This is a genomic window from Methanogenium marinum (assembly GCF_028912405.1).
Lineage (GTDB): Archaea > Halobacteriota > Methanomicrobia > Methanomicrobiales > Methanomicrobiaceae > Methanogenium > Methanogenium marinum.
Genome location: NZ_JAKELO010000002.1, coordinates 157,942 through 176,930, shown reverse-complemented (window position 1 = coordinate 176,930; position 18,989 = coordinate 157,942). Strand labels below are relative to the sequence as shown.

Sequence of the window (18,989 nt, the reverse complement as noted above, 5' to 3'; positions counted from 1 at the left end):
TTTGTAAAATAGAGGAATATGTGTGAGATTTCGATGGATTCGAAAAACAGAGCATGGTGGCAGGACCCATCTGGTACCAGGCAGCACAGATACAGTTCTCATTGATTTTAGTGAAAATTTAAACCCTTTTCCACCGTCCTTTTCGTGGAAACCGGGCGAAATATCGGTATCTTCGTATCCTGACAACCGGTATGCCACCCTGAAGGAACATATTGCGCGTATCGAAGGGCGCAAGGCGGATGAAATCTGTGTTGGAAATGGTTCCGTGGAAATAATCCGGTCCTTCTGTATTGCGGCCCTGAAATATGGTGATTCGGTTCTGGTTCCCCCTCATACCTTTGGGGAATACGCTGTTTCGGTGGAGTGTGCAGGGGGAATTCCTGTAACCCGGCAGGATGGATGTGCCGCTGAATTTTTCTGCAATCCCAATAATCCAACCGGATCTCTTGTACCAAAGAATATGGTTCTGGAAAAGATTCGGGAGCATGAAGATGCAGGGACAGAGCTCTTTATTGATGAGGCGTTTATCGACCTTGCAGACCCGGCTGAAAGTGTCACCGGCGTTCGGTCTGAACATACCTTTGTCCTCCGTTCTCTCACAAAGGCCTTTTCCGTTCCCGGCATCCGGTTTGGCTGGGGGGTGGGGTGTCCGGAACTTGTAGCGGCAATCGAGGCCATTCGCCCGCCATGGAGTGTGAATGCATATGCGGAGAGCTATGCACATGCTGCATTTGACAATGTGCACCAGATGGATACATCCAGAAAGAAGATTGCTGAAGAGCGGTCGTTTCTTGCCGGTGAATTAACGATGCGTGGTCTGTCTGTCTGTCCGTCGGTGGTGAACTTTCTTCTCGTCCGGTCTCCTGTCCGTGCGTCAGGTATGAAAGAGAAGCTCCTCTCCTGCGGTATCCTGGTCCGTGACTGTGCCTCATTTGGCCTCCCGGACCATTTCCGCATTGCGGTGCGGACGCATGATGAGAACCAAACATTTCTGGAGGCACTGGATACATGCTTGCCCTTATAGTTGCAGGGGGCCGGGGCACGCGGCTGAACAGGGGAGAAAAACCACTGGTGCGTATCTGTGATCGTCCTATGATTGCATGTGTCACCGAAGCCTTTTGTGCGGCAGGAATTGAGCCTGTTGCGGTTCTCTCCCCCTCAGTACCGCAGACGGGAAACTGGTGCCGGGCACATGGCATCACCACGTTTCGGGCAGAAGGGGCCGGATATGTGGAGGACATTACGGAATGCATAGAGATGCTTGATATAGCTGAACCGGTCTTTATCTCGGTGAGTGATATCCCCTGCCTGACGCCGGATATCATAACAACCGTGCTGGAAGCGTATCAGGCGGCAGGGACGGATGCCTGTTCTGTCTGGGTGCCTGCCGCACTCTGTCGGGATGTGGGGATTACTCCGGCGTATGTTCAGAATATTGACGGAATCGATGCGGTGCCGTGCGGAATCAATATCCTGAACGGTGCAAAAAACGGGGAAGAGCAGGAGGAGACAGCAATACTCATAGACTCCCTTCGTCTCGCGGTGAATGTCAATACTCCGGCAGATATTGCAGCAGCACAACGGATTCTTCTTTCCCGCTAACCGGCAGGCACCTGGGTCAATGGGATTTCCATCAAGCCATTTTTAAGATGAGAATTTTTAAGATGGGGATTACTAATAGATACTGTATGGAATATTCTCGGGAGATAGAACTGAAAGGCCATATCATTGACTCCGGAATTATGACCCAGGTCTTTGACGCTATCATGGAAATGGGTGGCAATTTCGAGATCACTGTCTTTGAAATCGGGAAAAAGAAGCAGGATGAGAGTTATGCACGCATTCTGGTCAGTACGGAAGATGAGACCCTGCTGACAGAAATCCTGAGTGTTCTTCACCGTCTCGGCGCCCGTCCTCCGGTCATTGAGGATGTAACCCTTGCCAAAGCAGAGGCAGACCGCGTTGTTCCCAAGGGATTCTATTCCACAACCAATCACCCGACACTGGTGAAATACGGGGATGAGTGGGTGCGTGTGGAGGCAATTGAGATGGACTGTCTGATTGTCGTTCTTCCTGCAGAGAACCGGGCACTCTGTACTCCAATGTCCAAACTGAAGACCGGCGACTGGGTTGTGATGGGTGATACCGGTGTTCGTGTTGAGCCTCCGCAAAGGCCACGGGAGGTTGGTACGTTTGAGTTTATGCATGGCACTGTCTCCTCTGAACGGCCCAGTGAGACTGTCATCCGGCAAATTGCGCAGGAGATGCGTGACCTGAAAGCCCGGGGCGGGAAGATTGGCATCGTCGGCGGGCCTGCAATCATCCATACCCGTGCTGCTCCTGCCCTGGCAGAAATAATACGGGAAGGGTTTGTAGATGTCCTCTTTGCGGGAAACGCCCTTGCTACCCACGATATTGAATACAATCTCTTCGGCACTTCTCTCGGGATGAACCTTGATACCGGCACTCTGGCACGCGGTGGTCATAAAAACCATATCTATGCCATCAGTGAGGTGATTCGGGCAGGTTCAATCCGCGATGCGGTGGACCAGGGCGTGATTAAAAAGGGTATCATGTACGAGTGCATCAAAAACGATGTGCCGTTTGTCCTCGCAGGTTCAATCCGCGATGATGGTCCCCTTCCGGATGTAATAACGGACGTAATGGTGGCGCAGGATAAGATGCGTGAATATCTCCAGGATATTGACATGGTCATCATGATAGGCACGCTCCTTCATTCCGTTGCTGTTGGAAACTGTCTGCCGTCGTATGTCAAGACCATCTGCGTTGACATCAATCCTGCGTCGGTCACAAAACTGATGGACCGCGGAACCATGCAGGCCATCGGTGTTGTCAGTGACGCAGGCACATTCCTGCCGATGCTTGCAAAATATCTCCACGATTAAATACAATTCCATTTTTGGGATTATCCTCTCGTTTGAAGGATTCCCTCCTTTTTTGGTAAAAACGTCGTTTCCTGTGTTTTATACACAAAAAAAACGTACAAAAAATCCACAAAAAAACGCCGGAACGGGTTCCTGAAATACGGTACAAAAAATGATATTCCGGGGGTGAATCGGAATTGATGTGTTCTTCTTTCTTTATTTCGTCAGTGGCATGCACCAGGGTTCTTCATTTTCCAGTACATGGTTCCATTCTTCCACACACTCACACCCGGCAGACACACACCGTTTCAGGTGAATCTGGTTTCCCGTACGGGTATACTCATTTATTGCGTCCACAATTTCATAATCGCATTTGCCACAGTTGTGCGGGCCACGGCGTTTCCCTCCGCCGACCGGGTCACACTGCACATACTGGTCTGTGGAGAGCAGGGCATCAAGGGCACTCCAGAGATACGGTGGACGGTATGATCCCTGTTTCCAGTACTGCTCCACTTCTGTGCGAGTCTGAATGGTGCAGAGATTCATGGAGATGATATCAGAGTAGGGGATGACGTCACGGATGGACGTTTTCATATCGGCCAGAGCCTCACGCTCGGTGAGATACGGCGGTTTCATCATCAGATAGGTTTTGATACCCACATCTGCCTGTCGGGCAATCTCAACTGCATCCTTGAAATCGTCAAAAGTGAGTCCTTTGTGAATGCACTTGTCCCTGATGTAGTCATTGGTAGTCTCAAGCCCCATTGCTACAAGGAGTGCGGCGTCCCCCTCTGTTTCCAGTGCTTCCCGGAACGAGGTGAGCGCGCCCTCCTCCACATATTCCGTCCGTGTCTCTGCGATGACAACTTTGCCCGCAAAGAGCGCTGCCACATCATCGCGAAATGCAGGAGGGACTTCCCGTGGGTCAAAAAAGGAGCCTGAGGTGAATATTTTCACGATTGCATATGAATCCCGATGATAGTTTTCTGCCACCCAGCGGAGTTGTCCCCGCATATCTGCGAGGAGTTCTTCCTGATTTTTGGTGTTGGCACGTTCAAACCGGTAGCCGCACATCAGGCACTGGTTCCAGCTGCACCCGCCACTCTTGAATATAACTGTCAGGCAGGGCAGTTCCTCGTCCTGATACCGGTCTATACTGGTCCAGGATGCGAGAGGTTTTAGTATTGCGTCTGATATCATTAGTGTACAATGATTAGGCATCTGAATATGAAAAAGGTGGCATGCCTGTTGGGTTTGTTTATGCTCTGTTCCGGGGCAGTGTCTGCCTATGAAATAAAGTGTTCCTGTCCAAACGAAGTCTACCGCGGCGATATCGTCACCATTGGGGGTACGAGCACCCTTCCTCCCGGGTACAGTACATCTATTACCCTGTATGAAGTTCAGCCCATGGCACGGGAACTTACATCGCAGGACCTCGTGATACAGCAGGGCGGTAACTGGTCTATTCAGCTGCAGACTCTTGCCCTTGAGGGGGGGACCTACAAATTAGAGATTGCTGAGGATATCATGGACTATCCTCTCAGTTCGGGATCAGACCGGGCCATTATTTTTAAGGTCGTTGACCGTTCCGGTGAGATTACCATACTATCTCCCACAACCCAGATATCGGGGAACACACTGTCTCTCTCTGGCAGGGCCCCTGAAGTCGGGTCCGCCGGTCTCCAGATTGAAGTGACAGACAGTCGCGGCACTGTCATATATGGCCCGACCTATGTCCGGACCGACGCCGATGGTTCCTTCTCTGAGGCAGTCCCTGTTCCTGGTCCCGGGCGGTATTACGCTGAATTCTCTGACTTCCGGAATAATGAGGCGCAGTTTATTTCGCGTATGAGTTTCACGCTGGAAGAGCCGGGTACGTCTGTTGGTTCATCCACTGCCACACCGACCGCCGCCACCACTTCCGGAAAGATGATTTCCGGGTCTGCTGTTGCATCCCATGATGCACCTGTCTACTTTATTGTCGACACTCTGCCGGGTACCGTGGGAATCACCACATCCACCGGCACTGACTGGCGCATATACTACACGGACGGGACGGGTGTGCCTGTGCGTGTCGATGAGAGTGGCAGCAGTGCGCCGGAGGACTTTACGGTCACCTCATCCGGGGGAATGCTCTACCTGAAGGTAATGCCTGTGCGTGTCGGGGACGAAGGAACGGTTACCATCACGGCAACCAATGCGGAATCGGTAATCGTCAACACAGCAGCGGCATCCTATTTTGGTGACGTCATTCCTGTTTCTGAGCCCACAGAGTCGCCATTTCCACTTGTAATGCTAATTTTTGCACTGTTTGTCATCGGATGTGCAGGAATACGCAAATAACACTATTTTTTAAGTTGGAAGCACCGACTACTATATGGGCCGGGATAGTCTAGCCCGGAAAGGCGGTGGCCTTGAAAGCCACTGGTGTTCGCACCTCAGGAGTTCAAATCTCCTTCCCGGCGCTTTTGAATCATTTTTTAATTCACACTCCCGGTGTGTTCAAAGAGGAGAACATATGTGTATAGCAATACCGGCTGAAGTGCTCGAAATCAAAGACGGCAACATTGCAGTTGTTGACTACGGCGACCTGAAACAGGAAGTCCGTATTGACCTTGTGGATGTTGAAGTTGGCGAGTATGTCCTTGTTCATGTTGGATTTGCAATCCAGAAGCTGAGCAGGGAAGAGGCACTAAAAACGCTCAAAGTTTTCGAAGAAGTGTATGCAGCAATGGAGGAATAATGCACGAGTACACGGTTGCATATGATATTTATGCAACGGCACGTCGTGCAGCTCTTGAAAATGCTGCAACCCGGGTAAAGAAGATCTCAGCTGATTTTGGTGAGATGAGTATGATCAACCCTGAACAGGTTGAATTTCTGTTTTCTGCCCTCTCTGAAGAGGATGAACTGTTTCAGGGTGCTGTTCTTGAATATCGGAATATTCCGGTGAAGACAGAATGTCCATGTGGATACAAAGGCGATGAAAAGTATGTCTGTCCGAACTGTGGAAAGCTTCCGAAAATTGTTGAAGGACGCGAAATATCCGTAACAAATATCGAGATAGAAGTTGATGATGAATGAAAGTCAATTTGATGCATGGCGCCGGTGGCGCAGTCTTTTCTGAACTTCTTGGTGAGACTTTAACCAAGTATACCCACAATAACGCAGGCGGTATCGGACTGGAAGCACTCGATGATGGTGCGGTGATTCCTTTTGGTGGTCAGAATCTGGTCTTTACCACCGATAGTCATGTCGTAAAACCCCTCTTCTTTCCCGGTGGCGACATAGGGAGAATTGCCGTATCCGGCACCGTAAATGATCTTGCAATGATGGGTGCACGGCCAATAGCCCTTTCCTGTGCGATGATAATAGAAGAGGGATTTGATATTGATGTCCTCAAAAAAATTGTCGCCTCGATGGATGAAGCCCTTGGTGAGTGCGGCGCTGCGATTGTAACAGGCGACACCAAAGTCCTTGAGCGGGGTGCAATTGACGGTATTGCAATCAACACCGCAGGTGTTGGTGTGGCAGAGAAACCGGTGCGTGACTGTAGCCTTGTGCCCGGTGACGTGATCATTGTCAGTGGCACCATTGGCGACCATGGGATGGCAATTATGACTCACCGCGAGGGTTTTGATCTCGGTGAGCAGATACGGTCAGATGTTGCCCCCCTCTGGCCACTGGTCGAAGCAGCTCTCGCTGCAGGTGACATTCACGCAATGAAAGATCCGACCCGCGGCGGGTTCTCCAATGCCATCAATGAGATGGCAGAGAAGTCCGGTGTGCAGGTGCGTATTAAAGAAGAGTCCCTCCCCATCCGGCGCAGTGTGAAAAGTGCCTCTGACCTTTTGGGAATAAATCCTCTTGATGTGGCAAATGAAGGCAAGGTTGTCATGGGTGTCGCACCAGAGGATGCAGACGCCATCCTTGCTGCCATCCGGTCACACCCGCTGGGCAAAGATGCAGCCATTATCGGTGTTGTGAAAGAAGGCACATCGGTGATTCTTGAGACCTCTATTGGCGGAGAACGCTTTATCGAGGCACCCATCGGCGATCCCGTTCCACGGGTATGCTGATACATCCTTTTTTTTACCCCTCTGTCAAAATGTGTACCCGATAGCAGAGGAGAGATAATATTAACGTGAATACTGAAGAGATAACGGTCGTCGTCGTGGATGAATGGGATGCAGAAGATATCGTCGCTTTATACTGCAGTGCAGGATGGTGGGATGGGGATGCGGATGCCGCAAGCGTCATACTCCCCCTTTTCAAGGGCAGTTATGCTGTCGTCGTTGCGCACGACAAAGATAACAAAGCTGTCGGTATGGGGCGCCTCATCTCTGATGGTGTCGCTGATGCCTATATTCAGGATGTTGTTGTGAATCCTCGCTGCCGGGGACAGGGCATCGGCAAACGTATTGTTCAACTCCTCGTTGATACCTGCCATGAGGCGGGCATTACCTGGATTGCCCTCATTGCAGAACCCGGCACTCATACCTTTTATACCCCTCTCGGGTTTATGCCAATGGACAATCATCTGCCCATGAAATACGAAGGAGTGAAGGAAAACAATGATCACCCCTGATGATTTTTGCCCGGTCGAAATGAAAGACGGGGCATTTTTTCACGAAATATTCTCCAAATTTCCCCAAATACATAGTGAGAACAATTTTTCCACGATGATCGCATGGCAGGGCTACTCGGACTATTCCTATGCATATCTGGAGAATACGCTCCTGATATCAGCTGTCATCAATGAAAAACGCCTTTATCACGCACCCATTGGGCCCCGGAATCCTGCCCTCTTACGTGACCTCCTGCGCCTGTCGGCAGAGACCGGGGGAGACCGGCCGTTCTACGTATTTGACCGCCCCACCCGTGACTGGATTTTGCATGAACTTCCCGGACTTGCCCTGCACACCGACCGGGATTTCTTTGATTATATCTACCTGACCGGTGATCTCGCCCATCTTCCCGGCAAACGATACCTCGGGATGAGAAAGCATATCAACAAATTTAACCGGAATTGTTCGTATGAGGTAGAGACAATCACGAGTGAAAATGTTCCGGAAATTAAAGAATTTCTCCGGAAGTGGTGTGAATGGAAACATTGTGAGGAGAATGAAGTCCTCGCCCACGAGAAGACGGCTGTTCTCTTTTGCGTAGATCATTTTGCAGAACTGGGTCTGGAAGGACTGCTGATATGGGTAGACGGAAAAATATCTGCGCTCTCCATCTATGAGGGAATGAATGATGATATGGCACTTATTCACTTTGAAAAAGGGCTTCCTGACTGTGAAGGCAATTATAAGGTGATTAACCAGGAGACTGCCCGGTACCTTGAAGAGTATAAGGGGTATGCCTTCATCAACCGTGAATCCGACCTTGGGGTGCCTGGCCTCCGGGAGGCGAAACTCCGGTACTATCCGAACCATTTCGCAGAGGTATGGTATGCAGAAAAAAAGGATATCCTGCGTGCTCTTGGTGAGGAGAAGGAACATTTGGGAATTAAGGGGTTATAACGATGTCTTCTGATGCTGAAATTGCACTGGAAAATGTTCTTCTGCCGGGCGGGAGAGTGGCAGATATCTCTCTTGCGGGTGGCAAAATTATCCACGTCGGAGCCGGCAGACGTGCTGACCGGACGATTGACTGTTCCGGTCTTCTCTGTCTTCCCGGTGCTGTTGATATGCATGTACATATGCGGGGCGGTGAAACACAGGGATACAAGGAGGACTGGGTCACCGGATCACAGAGTGCGCTTGCCGGAGGGGTGACGACGGTTGTCGACCAGCCGAATACCGTACCGTCTCTGACCACTGCTGCTGCCTTCAGGGGGCGTGTGGCAGAGGCCACGCGGGATGCATACTGCCGGTTTGGTATCAATGGGTATGTCTCCGGGGAATCGGACATCACCGGCCTTTGGGAGGCAGGTGCCCTTGCCTTTGGGGAGACCTTCGCTGCTGCTTCCAGTTATGGAAGTGCGGTCACTCCCGATGAACTTGCAAAAGCATTCTCTGTTATTGCTAATCTGGATGCGCTTGTCACCCTTCACTGTGAGGATGTCATCCCCGGCGATGATACCTCGCTTACGGCACATGAATTTCTCCGCCCGGATGCAGGTGAAAAAACGTGTATGGAGATGCTCGCAGCACGATTTTCCCCGGGGTTGTCAGCCCATTTCTGTCATCTCTCATCTCCTCTGAGTGCAGAGGCGGCCATGATGGCTCCGCCGGCAACCTTTGAGGTGATGCCCCACCACCTCTTCCTCTCTATTGAAGAACATGGCACGGTTCCGGAGGGCTACTGCAAGGTGAATCCTCCTGTCCGCCATGAGGCAACACGAAAGGCACTTTGGGAGATGTGGGATGCAATACCTGTTATTGCATCAGACCACGCACCCCATACCGTAGGGGAAAAGTCGCAGTCATTCTCTGCGGTTCCCTCAGGTATTCCGGGTGTGGAGACGATGGTGCCACTCCTCTTAGCACAGGTATACCGGGGCAGAATTGCGCTCACCTCACTCCTTGAGAAGGTGGTGTATACACCGGCACATCTCTTAGGCATCCATGCATCAACATTGTTGCCCGGTTCGCCCGCGGATCTCGCCCTCTATCCGCAGCAGGAGACAGAGACTATCACCGCAGACACGCTCCATTCCCGTGCAGGATGGACTCCCTATGAAGGCATGCAGGGGGTATTTCCTCAAATCACCTGTGTAGGTGGCCACATCTCATATATGCGCAATGAATTCAGCCAGGCGGACGGACTGTGGATACCGGGCAGAGGATATAAAGCCTCAGAAACTGAATAGTATATGCTGACACTGCACATCAATAGGTCCCCGGGTGATCGATTGGCAAAGTTCTGGATATGATCCATGGGACAACCCAGGTGTGCGACAGGCGGCCTGACAATGGGTTTAGAACAGGTGATGAACGGCGCATGCCACATATGATCCATGTTTGTTAGTGTCAGGCCACATTTATACTAAATATTAGATTATTATGACATCAGCAGCATGTGCTATAGAGAGTGGGGATGGCTGTGTCTATTGCATGCTTGATGTGCACGCCGGTTCCAAACGGGAAACATTTCCTGCGGGAGTAAATGAGTGGCGATCTGCTGTCGGGTGCAGTATTCGTGCACCGCCTGTTGAAGGAAAGGCGAATAAAGCAATCGTTGCACTTGTTTCATCTGTTCTTGGTGTTTCGAAGTCGTCTGTCACCATTGTAAGTGGCCAGACATCATCGGTCAAACGGGTCTGTATTTATGGATTTGACAAAGATACGCTCGTAAAGACTCTGGACAGCCTTCTTTAGCTGATATACCCGATGGGGTATTTTGGTTGTATATTGTTTATCCGGTGAATTATTTGGGTAGTAAATTGTGTTTATCCAGTGGATTATTTTGGTTGTATATTGTTTATCCGGTGAATTATGCGGGTAGTAAATAATGTTTATCCAGCGGATTATTTTGGTTGTATATTGTTTATCCGGTGAATTATCCGGGTAGTGGATTGTTTATCCAGCGGGTTCTTTCTTTGGTCTTTTGTCTGAACGTTTTCTCCCATTCTATCGAAACGATCATCGGTTGGTTTTCTCTTCTTTTTCGATGTGTATGTGTGCGTAATATGGGGGTATGTGCGTTTTTTCATGCCTTCTGAAAGGTACTCTGTTGTACAGATAGTCCGTTTGTACAGGAAGATAAAACACGATTCCGAAAGACAAAACATGATTCCGAAAGACAAAACACAATTTCCGATTTCAATTCATTTAAATAGCGGCGGGCAGTAATTTAAAATATGCTCGCGCAGTCGGTATCACAGAATTACAGGGGCACGGCATTTTCATTATTATTTGGAGGATTATTCAATGCATTCACAGGATACCACAAAGTATCTCATACACATGAAAATAGAAGCAGAGGGGGTGGTACAGAAGTCTGATGTCGTTGGTGCCATTTTTGGCCAGACAGAAGGACTTCTGGGAGAGGAACTCGATCTTCGTGAGCTTCAGCGCACCGGCAGGATGGGACGGATAGATGCCCAGATTGCGAGCGTAAAGGGTGAGACAAAAGGTTTTATCCATATGGCTTCATCCCTTGACAAGGCAGAAACGGCTATTCTTGCCGCATCTCTGGAGACCATTGACCGGGTCGGGCCCTGTATTGCGCGGGTAACTGTTGACCGTATCGAAGATATCAGGGTCACCAAACGTCAGCAGATAATTACTCGTGCCAAAGAACTCTTAATCGAATCATTCGATGAAGGCTCGATTGACACAAATGACATCATGGACTCTGTTCGCGTGTCGTCACGGATAGAGAAGATTATCGAACTGGGTGAGGAAAAACTGCCTGCCGGTCCCAATGCACCGGATGCTGATGCCATTATTGTGGTTGAGGGGCGCGCTGATGTCATCAATCTTCTGAAATACGGGATAAAAAATACCGTAGCCGTCGAAGGGACCAATATTCCGGAAACAATTGTCAGTCTCTGCAACCGGAAGACGGCAACAGCATTTGTCGATGGTGACAGAGGGGGAGACCTGATTCTCAGTGAACTGGTACAGGTTGCTGAAATCGATTTTGTCGCCATCAGTCCGCGGGGCAGATCGGTGGAGGATATGACCCGAAAAGAGATCATCAAACCACTCAGAAATAAGATCCCGGTTGAATATATCATCAATAAAGACGGGGAAGTGGACATCCCTGAACTGCATCACAGAATGGAGATGATTGATTCGAGCACGCGCGAACGGGCTCGCAGGCATCAGGAAGAGGTGCGAATCCAGAAACAGCCCGGGTCAATGGAGTGGCACATGTCAGAGGTAAAAGAGAAACATATGGCACGGGTTCTTTCGGATAAATGGGATATTCTGAAAGAGTCTGATGCAGATCTCACAGATGACCTTCTCACAAACATGCCTCCCGGCGGGAATGGCCTTGTTATTGACCGTATGGTGGACCAGAAAATAATTGATTATGCGTATTCAGCTGATCTGAAATATATCGCAGCACCGGAATTTTCCGGGATTGTTAAAAAGCCTGTGTCCATAAAACTGATAAGAATCACCTGATTGCAGAAGATCTGACGTTGAATTGACTTATAAATCTTGTTTCACTCTTTTTTTACCTGCTCCAATACCTTAAATGCATAAAACGGAGATATATAATGCGATAAGATTGGTGGTGGAAACCATCTCTTTATACAGATGGTTTCTTTGTGATTTATCCAGTAAAAGCGGACGGGTGAGTGAGAGACAGTGCACAAAGAAGAGTTAATCAGGCTCCACAAGATAATGGCAGAGATCAAGGACAGTTTTGAGGAAGAAACTCCTGAAAATGATTTTTCAGAATATTACGCCCTGAAAATTGATCCCAGTCAGGTTCACAAAAGTAAGATGGAGCATAAACATGCAATCTTTATTCTTGGTCAGGAGATTGCAGAAATTATGAAAGACAACGAACATTCAGCTCCGACCCGTATCGCTGCACGCATGCGTGAACTGGCACAGCGGACGGAAAAAGATATTGATTATCTTCCCTAACCGTTATTTTTTTTGTCTTCTTTCATGAGGTAGTCTGCGAGAAGTTCAGGGATGGGTGCTTCCATACAGTGCCAGTTTGGTGTGCCATTGACTTCGAGAACGGTATAGCTATCGCCACGTTCCAGCAGGTCAACACCACAGTAGTCAATCCCGATTGCCCGTGCAGCAGCTCCAGCAACCTCTTTCATTGCATCTGGTAATTCTGTGAGAGCACTACCAAATCCTCCCTGATGGATATTGTGTGCAAAGGTGTCAGATACCCGGACGATGGCCCCCACCGCAACCCCGCCAATAACAAAGACCCGGTAGTCGCGATCATTTTCTACAAATTCCTGGAGATAATAGGGACCTTCGGGAAGTTCACCAATATCCGTGAACGGGAAGATGCCGTTCCCGTCATATCCGTAGAGGGGTTTGTAGACTGCTTTCTCGTGGCGGGACAGAAACCGTTCTGCCTCGATGAGTGAACCGGTGAATATGGTATCCGGTGTCGGGACACCTGCCTTCAGCAGACGTGCGGTGGTCTGCGCTTTGCTTGCACAGACAGCAATCGTGTGAGGGTCATTTACCATTCTGTTTGCAAGTGCCAGGGCGCTGATGACTTCAAACTGGACTCCGTCCTGTTTAATACCGCAAACCCAAATTGTCTCTCCTGAAATATCAGGGGAGAAAGGGTCTATTGTGTCTATGTCAAGCAGTTCATAGGGGTAATCACGGTCTTTTAATGCGCGAATGACCATCCCCGTGGAGTTGTCATCAGGGGTGTCAGTTGGTTTTGGAACAATGTAGATCATCTGTGTAACTCCAATGTAATGGAAAAAAGAGGGTTATTGTTTTCGATTTTGTTCTGGTGTGATATCTGTTTTTTCAGAAGATGGTATCAGGATCAACAATTTTATCCTTTGTGACGATTGGCTGTGCATATTTCTGCCAGATTTCTTCTCTGTATACGGGGCCGCTGTTGTAGGTGCAGAAAGGAATCAGTGTCCCGTCCGGGGTTGCATAATGGATACAACAGCGCTGCACGCGTGCCGTGTCGTAATTGTAGTTGTCCATGAAATGCATGGTGCCGATAAAAAGCGCATTCCAGTGGAACTTTCGCAGTGCTGCAAAATCATGCTTGACAAGCGTCTGCGCGATAATCTTCCAGAAAGCCGTGTTGGTGCTGATTTTGTTATCTTTGAGTGCGACTCTCATGTCATTGATTCCTTCGACGAGAGTCTTGTACTTGTTCAGTGAGCCATCACCGTGGTTCAGTTTATTTCCCATCTGTTTGACAGCGGCAAAGAACTCGTCCACATCAATCATCTCATTAATGGGAATGAGACCGTCTTCAGTGACAAACCCATAGGTTGCTGCCCCACAGTGCTGGTGGGTGGTGAAGCGCACCTGTGGTTCTCCGGTATAGGTCTCAACTAAATCGGAAAATGGGAGTACACAGGGCACAGGGTAGAAGTAATCTTTTTTAATTCTTCCTCCCGTCTGTTCCTCGATTCTCTGAACAAGGTCAGGAATAGTCACCCGTTCTTTTGCCACATTCTCTGCTGATGCAGCACCGGTGAATGCAACCGGCTGGTAATTGACCCCGCGGACAACATCGACATTGTCTGCTGCAAACCGGATGATGTCTCCGACTTCATGGTCATTTCTGCCGTTTATGATGGTCGGCACCAGTACAACCCCCAGTTTTGCTATTCTGCAACTTTCAATGACCTTTTTACTAATTTTAATGAGGGGATTCGTCTGCCGGGTAACGCCATCAAAATGAAGGTAGAGAGTGGAAACCCCTGCATCTTTCAGGGCTGCTGCATACTGTGTATTCTGTGCTATTTTAATACCGTTTGTGGCAATCTGTATCTGGCTGAATCCCATCTCTTTTGCCTTTTTAACAATGGCACAGAGATCGTCTCTCATGGTGGGTTCTCCCCCTGAGAACTGCACCGCCGGAGTCGGAACCGGTTTCTGGTCGCGCAGAAGCTGCATCATGGCAACGATTTCATCAAAGGATGGTTCATAGATGTAGCCACATGCATGCGCGTTTGCAAAACAGAAATCACAGGCAAGATTGCAGCGGTTTGTCAGGTCGATATTTGCAAGCAGTGTTCCTGATTTATGATTGCTGCAGAGCCCGCAGTCCAGCGGACATCCGTTTACCACTTCTTTCTGGGGATTGTCGATACCTGGTCCAATTCCTTCGAAAACATCGAATTTTTTATACATCTCTGCATCGGACCAATAGAGATCTTTACTCACCCCATGCTCAGGGCATTCCCGCACGATGAAAATCTTTCCGTCCTCTTCAATTATTTCTGCCGGCAGAATTGCCCCACATTTTGGGCACAGGCTTGTTGTTTGTTTTAATGTCACCATTGAACATCACGCGGAGTTATCATGTATCTAAAATCAACGACTGTTCTCTATTATTCATCCCGTCTGTATTAAGGATTGTTTTTCCGACAATTTTTTCTGGTAAAATTTGTCCGCGAAACAATGCTGAAATTGTTTGGTTGCGCATATTTAGCGAATAATCCTGAAATGATTTAGCAGTAAATAGTAATCCGATACCTTAATGATTTCTTTCAGTCTTATACTTCCTGTACTTCCGGGGAGGAATTTGTATCAGTATATATGACATCCTGTTTTCTTTACTCCTCGCTTTCTGGATTATGATTCCTGCGTATCTTCCAAATTCAGCGGCTGCTGTTTTTGGCGGCGGAAGACCAATCGATGGCGGGAGAAACTGGCGTGACGGAAGACGAATGCTGGGGAATGGCAAGACCTGGCGCGGTTTTTTTGGTGGTGTACTGTCGGGAATTGTCATAGGGATGATTCAGATGGCATTAGAGCCGTACCTTGGCATCTCACTACTGACACCTTCCGTTGTGGTCTGCCTTGCATTTGGTGCCCTTCTGGGAGATATGGTGAAGAGTTTTGCCAAACGGCGCCTCAACAAAGTCCGTGGGGAAGAATGGCTGATAGCAGACCAGTATGATCTCGTATTTGGAGCGTTTGCCCTGCTTCTTATCTTTAATTATGCGTGGGTAATTGCCACCATCACTCCCCTTATACTGGTCTGGATTATCATTCTGACCCCCCTTCTCCATCGCGGAGCAAATATTATTGGCTATCTCATAGGAGTGAAAGACGTACCATGGTAGATAATTCAGTGAATACAACAGCGAATGAAACAATGAATACAACAGTGAAAGAGTCCCTCGTTACATACGGGGCAATACAGTTCGGTGATTTCACCCTTGCGTCCGGACAGAAGAGCACGTATTATATTAATATCAAAGATGCAGCGACCCAGCCTGCCCTGCTTGCGGCAATCGGCCACGCCATCTCTGACGAAATGGGGGCATATGACTGTGTCGCCGGTGTTGCAGTTGGTGCGGTGCCCATCGCTGTTGCCGCATCCTTAGCGTCTGACAAGCCCTATGCCATCATCCGAAAAGGAGAGAAGGCGTATGGTGTGGGCGGCACTATCATCGGTGATGTGAAAGGGAAGCATGTGCTTCTGGTTGAAGATGTGACAACATCCGGGGGAAGTGTCATGTATGGCATCAATGCGCTCCGGGATGCCGGTGCTGTGGTGGAGACTGTCGTGACCGTTGTGGACCGTGAACAGGGGGCATCCCGCCTCCTGAATGATGCCGGTGTGACTCTGGTTCCGCTCGTCCGTGTCTCTGACCTTCTCCGTCAATAATAACCTTTTAACTGTCTGCTACGCAATAATAAATATGAAAATTCTTGTTGTGGGTGGAGGGGGCAGAGAGCATGCAATAGCCGATGCCCTTTCACGTAGCAGCAACGTTGAAATCTATTCTGTGATGGGGAAGGAAAACCCCGGTATCGCTGCACTTTCTGCAGATGTGTGTATCTGTAAAGAAACAGAAACAGGTCGGGTTGCTGATTATGCAGAGTCACATGGGATTCTTTATGCAGTCATTGGCCCTGAGGCACCACTGCAGGCAGGCCTCGCTGATGAACTCGCTGCCCGTGGCATTTCCTGCATTGGTCCACAAAAAGAAGCCGCACGGCTTGAGACTGACAAGGAATTCTGCCGGAACCTGATGCGTGATCATGGGATTGAGGGATGCCCGGGATATGCGGCGTTCCACGATCCGGAGGATGCATGCAGGTATATCGATGCACATGATGCAGACCTTGCCATAAAGCCTATTGGACTGACCGGCGGCAAAGGGGTGAAGATAATGGGTGAGCACCTCGACCGTGAAGGTGCAAAAGACTACATCCGAGAGATAGGTGGCGAGGTAGTTCTCGAAGAACGGCTCATTGGTGAAGAGTTCACCCTGATGGCATTCGTTGATGGCTCACATCTTGTGCCAATGCCTCTTGTCCAGGACCACAAACGGGCATATGAAGGAGATGTCGGGCCAAACACCGGGGGTATGGGGTCATATTCCATGGAAGATCACTCCTTCCCGTTTGTCACCGATGCAGACAAATCCCGGGCATTTGCCATTATGGAAAAGGTCATTTCTGCGCTGAACACAGAAGGCCTCCCCTATGTAGGGTTCCTCTATGGCCAGTTCATGAATACGGCAGACGGGCCAAAAGTGATTGAATTCAATGCGCGGTTTGGGGATCCCGAGGCGATGAACCTTCTTACGCTTCTCACATCTGACTTTGCAGCGACTCTGGTCAAAATGGCAGCAGGTACGCTCACACCGGCTGATGTATCCTTTGCACCGCAGGCATCGGTCTGTAAATATCTGGTGCCGGAAGGATATCCTGATGCGCCGCAGAAGGGAAAGCCCCTCACTGTTGGTGATTATGGGGATGCGAAACTCTACTTTGCCAATATCACCCTTGAAGACGGTGCGTATTTTACCCAGACGTCCCGCACTCTTGCCTTTGTCGGCCTTGGGGACACGCTTGCAGAGGCTGAGATGCAGGCACAGAAGGCTGTTGAATCGGTGACAGGTGCTGTCCGGTACCGCCGTGATATCGGCACGGAGGAAGTCCTTGAGAGGCGGATGGCCCATATGAGGGAAATAAGATGAAACGTGATCTCCTCTCCATCCTGGATCTTTCCACCGCTGAACTGCATGGTATTGTTGACTCTGCGATTCATCTCAAAGCACTGCGCATCGCAGGTACAGACCATTCTCTGCCGCGAAAGTGCGCACTGGGGATGATCTTTGAGAAAGCGTCTACCCGGACGCGTACTTCCTTTGAAGTGGGGATGTTTGAACTGGGTGGACACGCCCTTTTTATGAATCCGGATGACATGCAGCTGGGCCGTGGAGAAGAGGTCCGGGACACCGCCCGTGTCCTCTCGCGGTATCTCTCCCTCATCATGATCCGTTCCTATCGGCATGAGACGGCAGTTGAACTTGCAAAATATGCAGACATTCCGGTCATAAATGGTCTTTCCGATAAAGAACACCCCTGTCAGATCCTTGCAGACATCATGACGATGAAAGAGACGTTTGGAACAACGGAAGGCCTCAGGGTGGCATACGTCGGTGACAGCAATAATGTCTGCAATTCACTCCTCCTTGCAGCACCGATGGCAGGCTATAGTATGGCTGTTGCGTCCCCTGACGGGTTCCAGCCAAAAGAGGAGATTCTAAACGAGGCTGACTGTGTAAATGCACGGTATGAAATATGCACATCCCCGGAAAAGGCCGTTTCAGGTGCGGATGTCATCTATACTGACACATGGACCTCAATGGGGAGTGAAAACGAACATGATGCCCGGCTCCGTTCCTTTGCAGGGTTTACGGTGGACGACGCTCTGATGCAGAACGCTGCTGATGGAGTAAAGGTGATGCACTGTCTTCCTGCTCATCGTGGTGAGGAAATTTCCGCTGCGGTGATGGACGGCCCTGCCTCCATTGTATGGGACCAGGCTGAAAATCGTTTGCATGCCCAGAAAGCTCTCTTAACGATGCTTCTGGGAATAAAATGATTTTTTGGTATTAATTCATTAACTTCATAAAATCAATAATCGGCAATTCGCCGCTTTTTTTTGCATCTTCAATAATCAGGATCATATCTTCCAGAATTTCGTCATCTCCCTTTGGTGATGTCCCCTGCAGAATGCTTTCCAGTGTTTTATGCTGGTATATTTTGTGCTGAAGTCTGATGTCACGGTGGCCGACTACTGCTACAAATGCATTGCACTTGGTGTCAAAGGTAATTGAGATGATGCTGTCAACATTGACATAATTATTTTCGATGGACTTTATCCAGACCATTATAATGAGAGTATTCGCGATTCAGAATAATAGGGTTTTGGAATTGGTTTGTTAAAAAAGGTATTTTTTTGGTCTTTATCTCATTTATCTTCTGAGATAAAGGCATCCAGCCGGTTGTACAGGTCTTCCTGCACCTTCTCAATACGTTCCCGTGTGCCACGGAAAGCGAGCAGTTCCCGGGAATCTCCCTCCATGTTTGCAAAGTAGAGTTGCCGTTTTCTCATGACCACTTCAACGTCGTCATATTCTTTATCGATCGCAAAGATTATACTGCGGGGAACGCCTGGCGGTATTATTAAGTCAAATTTACCTTCTGTCATGTG

Annotated in this window: 22 protein-coding genes and 1 tRNA gene; 18 read left to right on the top strand and 5 right to left on the bottom strand. The window is 49.2% G+C overall.

Annotation, left to right across the window (positions count from 1 at the left end):
- Nucleotides 1–22: 22 nt before the first annotated feature.
- From L0665_RS01225 to L0665_RS01215, 3 genes are all read left to right on the top strand, one after another.
- On the top strand, nt 23–1,024 hold the full coding sequence (locus L0665_RS01225; protein WP_274923906.1) for a pyridoxal phosphate-dependent aminotransferase: 1,002 nt from the start codon (nt 23–25) through the stop codon (nt 1,022–1,024).
- Nucleotides 1,009–1,602: an NTP transferase domain-containing protein gene (locus L0665_RS01220; protein ID WP_274923905.1), complete on the top strand. Its 594-nt coding sequence runs from the start codon at nt 1,009–1,011 to the stop codon at nt 1,600–1,602. The genes L0665_RS01225 and L0665_RS01220 overlap by 16 nt, the downstream gene beginning before the upstream one ends.
- An 86-nt stretch (nt 1,603–1,688) precedes the next feature.
- Nucleotides 1,689–2,906, top strand: a complete 1,218-nt coding sequence (locus L0665_RS01215; protein ID WP_274923904.1) for an ornithine cyclodeaminase, nickel-pincer nucleotide-dependent — start codon at nt 1,689–1,691, stop codon at nt 2,904–2,906.
- Nucleotides 2,907–3,101: 195 nt separating this feature from the next.
- Here the strand turns inward: L0665_RS01215 and L0665_RS01210 are convergent, their stop codons facing one another.
- On the bottom strand, nt 3,102–4,085 hold the full coding sequence (locus L0665_RS01210) for an archaeosine biosynthesis radical SAM protein RaSEA (protein WP_274923903.1): 984 nt from the start codon (nt 4,083–4,085) through the stop codon (nt 3,102–3,104).
- Between the two features lie 27 nt (nt 4,086–4,112).
- Between L0665_RS01210 and L0665_RS01205 the strand changes: the two genes are divergently transcribed.
- From L0665_RS01205 to L0665_RS01155, 11 genes are all read left to right on the top strand, one after another.
- On the top strand, nt 4,113–5,228 hold the full coding sequence (locus L0665_RS01205) for a hypothetical protein (protein ID WP_274923902.1): 1,116 nt from the start codon (nt 4,113–4,115) through the stop codon (nt 5,226–5,228).
- Nucleotides 5,229–5,266: 38 nt separating this feature from the next.
- Nucleotides 5,267–5,350: transfer RNA gene (locus tag L0665_RS01200), tRNA-Ser, on the top strand.
- Nucleotides 5,351–5,403: 53 nt separating this feature from the next.
- Entirely contained in the window at nt 5,404–5,628 is a 225-nt protein-coding gene (locus L0665_RS01195) for a HypC/HybG/HupF family hydrogenase formation chaperone (protein WP_274923901.1), read from the top strand.
- Nucleotides 5,628–5,969: a hydrogenase maturation nickel metallochaperone HypA/HybF gene (locus tag L0665_RS01190; protein WP_274923900.1), complete on the top strand. Its 342-nt coding sequence runs from the start codon at nt 5,628–5,630 to the stop codon at nt 5,967–5,969. Before L0665_RS01195 ends, L0665_RS01190 begins: the two co-directional genes overlap by 1 nt.
- A complete protein-coding gene (hypE, locus tag L0665_RS01185; protein ID WP_274923899.1) occupies nt 5,966–6,964 on the top strand; it encodes a hydrogenase expression/formation protein HypE in 999 nt (332 codons plus the stop codon). Before L0665_RS01190 ends, hypE begins: the two co-directional genes overlap by 4 nt.
- 65 nt (nt 6,965–7,029) lie before the next feature.
- Nucleotides 7,030–7,473 (top strand): GNAT family N-acetyltransferase, encoded by a 444-nt coding sequence (locus tag L0665_RS01180; protein ID WP_274923898.1) that lies wholly within the window; start codon nt 7,030–7,032, stop codon nt 7,471–7,473.
- A complete protein-coding gene (locus L0665_RS01175; protein WP_274923897.1) occupies nt 7,460–8,410 on the top strand; it encodes a DUF2156 domain-containing protein in 951 nt (316 codons plus the stop codon). The genes L0665_RS01180 and L0665_RS01175 overlap by 14 nt, the downstream gene beginning before the upstream one ends.
- A gap of 2 nt (nt 8,411–8,412) precedes the next feature.
- Nucleotides 8,413–9,702, top strand: a complete 1,290-nt coding sequence (locus L0665_RS01170) for an amidohydrolase family protein (protein ID WP_274923896.1) — start codon at nt 8,413–8,415, stop codon at nt 9,700–9,702.
- A 193-nt stretch (nt 9,703–9,895) separates the two neighbouring features.
- On the top strand, nt 9,896–10,210 hold the full coding sequence (locus L0665_RS01165; protein ID WP_274923895.1) for a DUF167 domain-containing protein: 315 nt from the start codon (nt 9,896–9,898) through the stop codon (nt 10,208–10,210).
- A gap of 552 nt (nt 10,211–10,762) precedes the next feature.
- Complete coding sequence (gene dnaG, locus L0665_RS01160) at nt 10,763–11,968, top strand: DNA primase DnaG (protein ID WP_274923894.1); 1,206 nt, start codon at nt 10,763–10,765, stop codon at nt 11,966–11,968.
- Nucleotides 11,969–12,154: 186 nt separating this feature from the next.
- The gene (locus L0665_RS01155) at nt 12,155–12,439 is read left to right on the top strand and encodes a UPF0058 family protein (RefSeq protein WP_274923893.1); all 285 of its coding nucleotides are present in this window, start codon (nt 12,155–12,157) and stop codon (nt 12,437–12,439) included.
- On the opposite strand, the gene L0665_RS01150 is transcribed toward L0665_RS01155, so the two are convergent.
- Together L0665_RS01150 and tes are read right to left on the bottom strand one after the other, a co-directional pair.
- A complete protein-coding gene (locus L0665_RS01150; RefSeq protein ID WP_274923892.1) occupies nt 12,436–13,233 on the bottom strand; it encodes an ATP-grasp domain-containing protein in 798 nt (265 codons plus the stop codon). The genes L0665_RS01155 and L0665_RS01150 overlap by 4 nt on opposite strands.
- A gap of 73 nt (nt 13,234–13,306) precedes the next feature.
- The gene (gene tes / locus L0665_RS01145; RefSeq protein ID WP_420847013.1) at nt 13,307–14,809 is read right to left on the bottom strand and encodes a tetraether lipid synthase Tes; all 1,503 of its coding nucleotides are present in this window, start codon (nt 14,807–14,809) and stop codon (nt 13,307–13,309) included.
- A gap of 296 nt (nt 14,810–15,105) precedes the next feature.
- Here tes and L0665_RS01140 point away from each other — a divergent pair, with 296 nt between their 5' ends.
- From L0665_RS01140 to argF, 4 genes are read left to right on the top strand one after another with little or no spacing between them, the layout of a single operon-like run.
- Nucleotides 15,106–15,597, top strand: a complete 492-nt coding sequence (locus L0665_RS01140; RefSeq protein WP_274923891.1) for a CDP-2,3-bis-(O-geranylgeranyl)-sn-glycerol synthase — start codon at nt 15,106–15,108, stop codon at nt 15,595–15,597.
- 32 nt (nt 15,598–15,629) lie between these two features.
- The gene (gene pyrE, locus L0665_RS01135; RefSeq protein WP_274925694.1) at nt 15,630–16,145 is read left to right on the top strand and encodes an orotate phosphoribosyltransferase; all 516 of its coding nucleotides are present in this window, start codon (nt 15,630–15,632) and stop codon (nt 16,143–16,145) included.
- A 28-nt stretch (nt 16,146–16,173) separates the two neighbouring features.
- Entirely contained in the window at nt 16,174–17,466 is a 1,293-nt protein-coding gene (gene purD, locus L0665_RS01130; protein ID WP_274925693.1) for a phosphoribosylamine--glycine ligase, read from the top strand.
- On the top strand, nt 17,463–18,377 hold the full coding sequence (argF, locus tag L0665_RS01125; protein ID WP_274923890.1) for an ornithine carbamoyltransferase: 915 nt from the start codon (nt 17,463–17,465) through the stop codon (nt 18,375–18,377). The genes purD and argF overlap by 4 nt, the downstream gene beginning before the upstream one ends.
- A gap of 10 nt (nt 18,378–18,387) precedes the next feature.
- Here the strand turns inward: argF and L0665_RS01120 are convergent, their stop codons facing one another.
- On the bottom strand, nt 18,388–18,666 hold the full coding sequence (locus tag L0665_RS01120; RefSeq protein WP_274923889.1) for a hypothetical protein: 279 nt from the start codon (nt 18,664–18,666) through the stop codon (nt 18,388–18,390).
- 80 nt (nt 18,667–18,746) lie between these two features.
- Nucleotides 18,747–18,986: a hypothetical protein gene (locus L0665_RS01115; protein WP_274923888.1), complete on the bottom strand. Its 240-nt coding sequence runs from the start codon at nt 18,984–18,986 to the stop codon at nt 18,747–18,749.
- Nucleotides 18,987–18,989 lie beyond the last annotated feature (3 nt).

Excerpts from the sequence above, each read along its gene's own strand:
- L0665_RS01220 (WP_274923905.1), top strand. The coding sequence starts at position 1,009 with ATGCTTGCCCTTATAGTTGCAGGGGGCCGGGGCACGCGGCTGAACAGG.
- L0665_RS01215 (WP_274923904.1), top strand. The coding sequence starts at position 1,689 with ATGGAATATTCTCGGGAGATAGAACTGAAAGGCCATATCATTGACTCC.
- L0665_RS01210 (WP_274923903.1), bottom strand. The coding sequence starts at position 4,085 with ATGATATCAGACGCAATACTAAAACCTCTCGCATCCTGGACCAGTATA.
- L0665_RS01205 (WP_274923902.1), top strand. The coding sequence starts at position 4,113 with ATGAAAAAGGTGGCATGCCTGTTGGGTTTGTTTATGCTCTGTTCCGGG.
- L0665_RS01195 (WP_274923901.1), top strand. The coding sequence starts at position 5,404 with ATGTGTATAGCAATACCGGCTGAAGTGCTCGAAATCAAAGACGGCAAC.
- L0665_RS01190 (WP_274923900.1), top strand. The coding sequence starts at position 5,628 with ATGCACGAGTACACGGTTGCATATGATATTTATGCAACGGCACGTCGT.
- hypE (WP_274923899.1), top strand. The coding sequence starts at position 5,966 with ATGAAAGTCAATTTGATGCATGGCGCCGGTGGCGCAGTCTTTTCTGAA.
- L0665_RS01175 (WP_274923897.1), top strand. The coding sequence starts at position 7,460 with ATGATCACCCCTGATGATTTTTGCCCGGTCGAAATGAAAGACGGGGCA.
- L0665_RS01170 (WP_274923896.1), top strand. The coding sequence starts at position 8,413 with ATGTCTTCTGATGCTGAAATTGCACTGGAAAATGTTCTTCTGCCGGGC.
- L0665_RS01165 (WP_274923895.1), top strand. The coding sequence starts at position 9,896 with ATGACATCAGCAGCATGTGCTATAGAGAGTGGGGATGGCTGTGTCTAT.
- dnaG (WP_274923894.1), top strand. The coding sequence starts at position 10,763 with ATGCATTCACAGGATACCACAAAGTATCTCATACACATGAAAATAGAA.
- L0665_RS01150 (WP_274923892.1), bottom strand. The coding sequence starts at position 13,233 with ATGATCTACATTGTTCCAAAACCAACTGACACCCCTGATGACAACTCC.
- tes (WP_420847013.1), bottom strand. The coding sequence starts at position 14,809 with ATGGTGACATTAAAACAAACAACAAGCCTGTGCCCAAAATGTGGGGCA.
- L0665_RS01140 (WP_274923891.1), top strand. The coding sequence starts at position 15,106 with ATGATTCCTGCGTATCTTCCAAATTCAGCGGCTGCTGTTTTTGGCGGC.
- pyrE (WP_274925694.1), top strand. The coding sequence starts at position 15,630 with ATGAATACAACAGTGAAAGAGTCCCTCGTTACATACGGGGCAATACAG.
- argF (WP_274923890.1), top strand. The coding sequence starts at position 17,463 with ATGAAACGTGATCTCCTCTCCATCCTGGATCTTTCCACCGCTGAACTG.
- L0665_RS01120 (WP_274923889.1), bottom strand. The coding sequence starts at position 18,666 with ATGGTCTGGATAAAGTCCATCGAAAATAATTATGTCAATGTTGACAGC.
- L0665_RS01115 (WP_274923888.1), bottom strand. The coding sequence starts at position 18,986 with ATGACAGAAGGTAAATTTGACTTAATAATACCGCCAGGCGTTCCCCGC.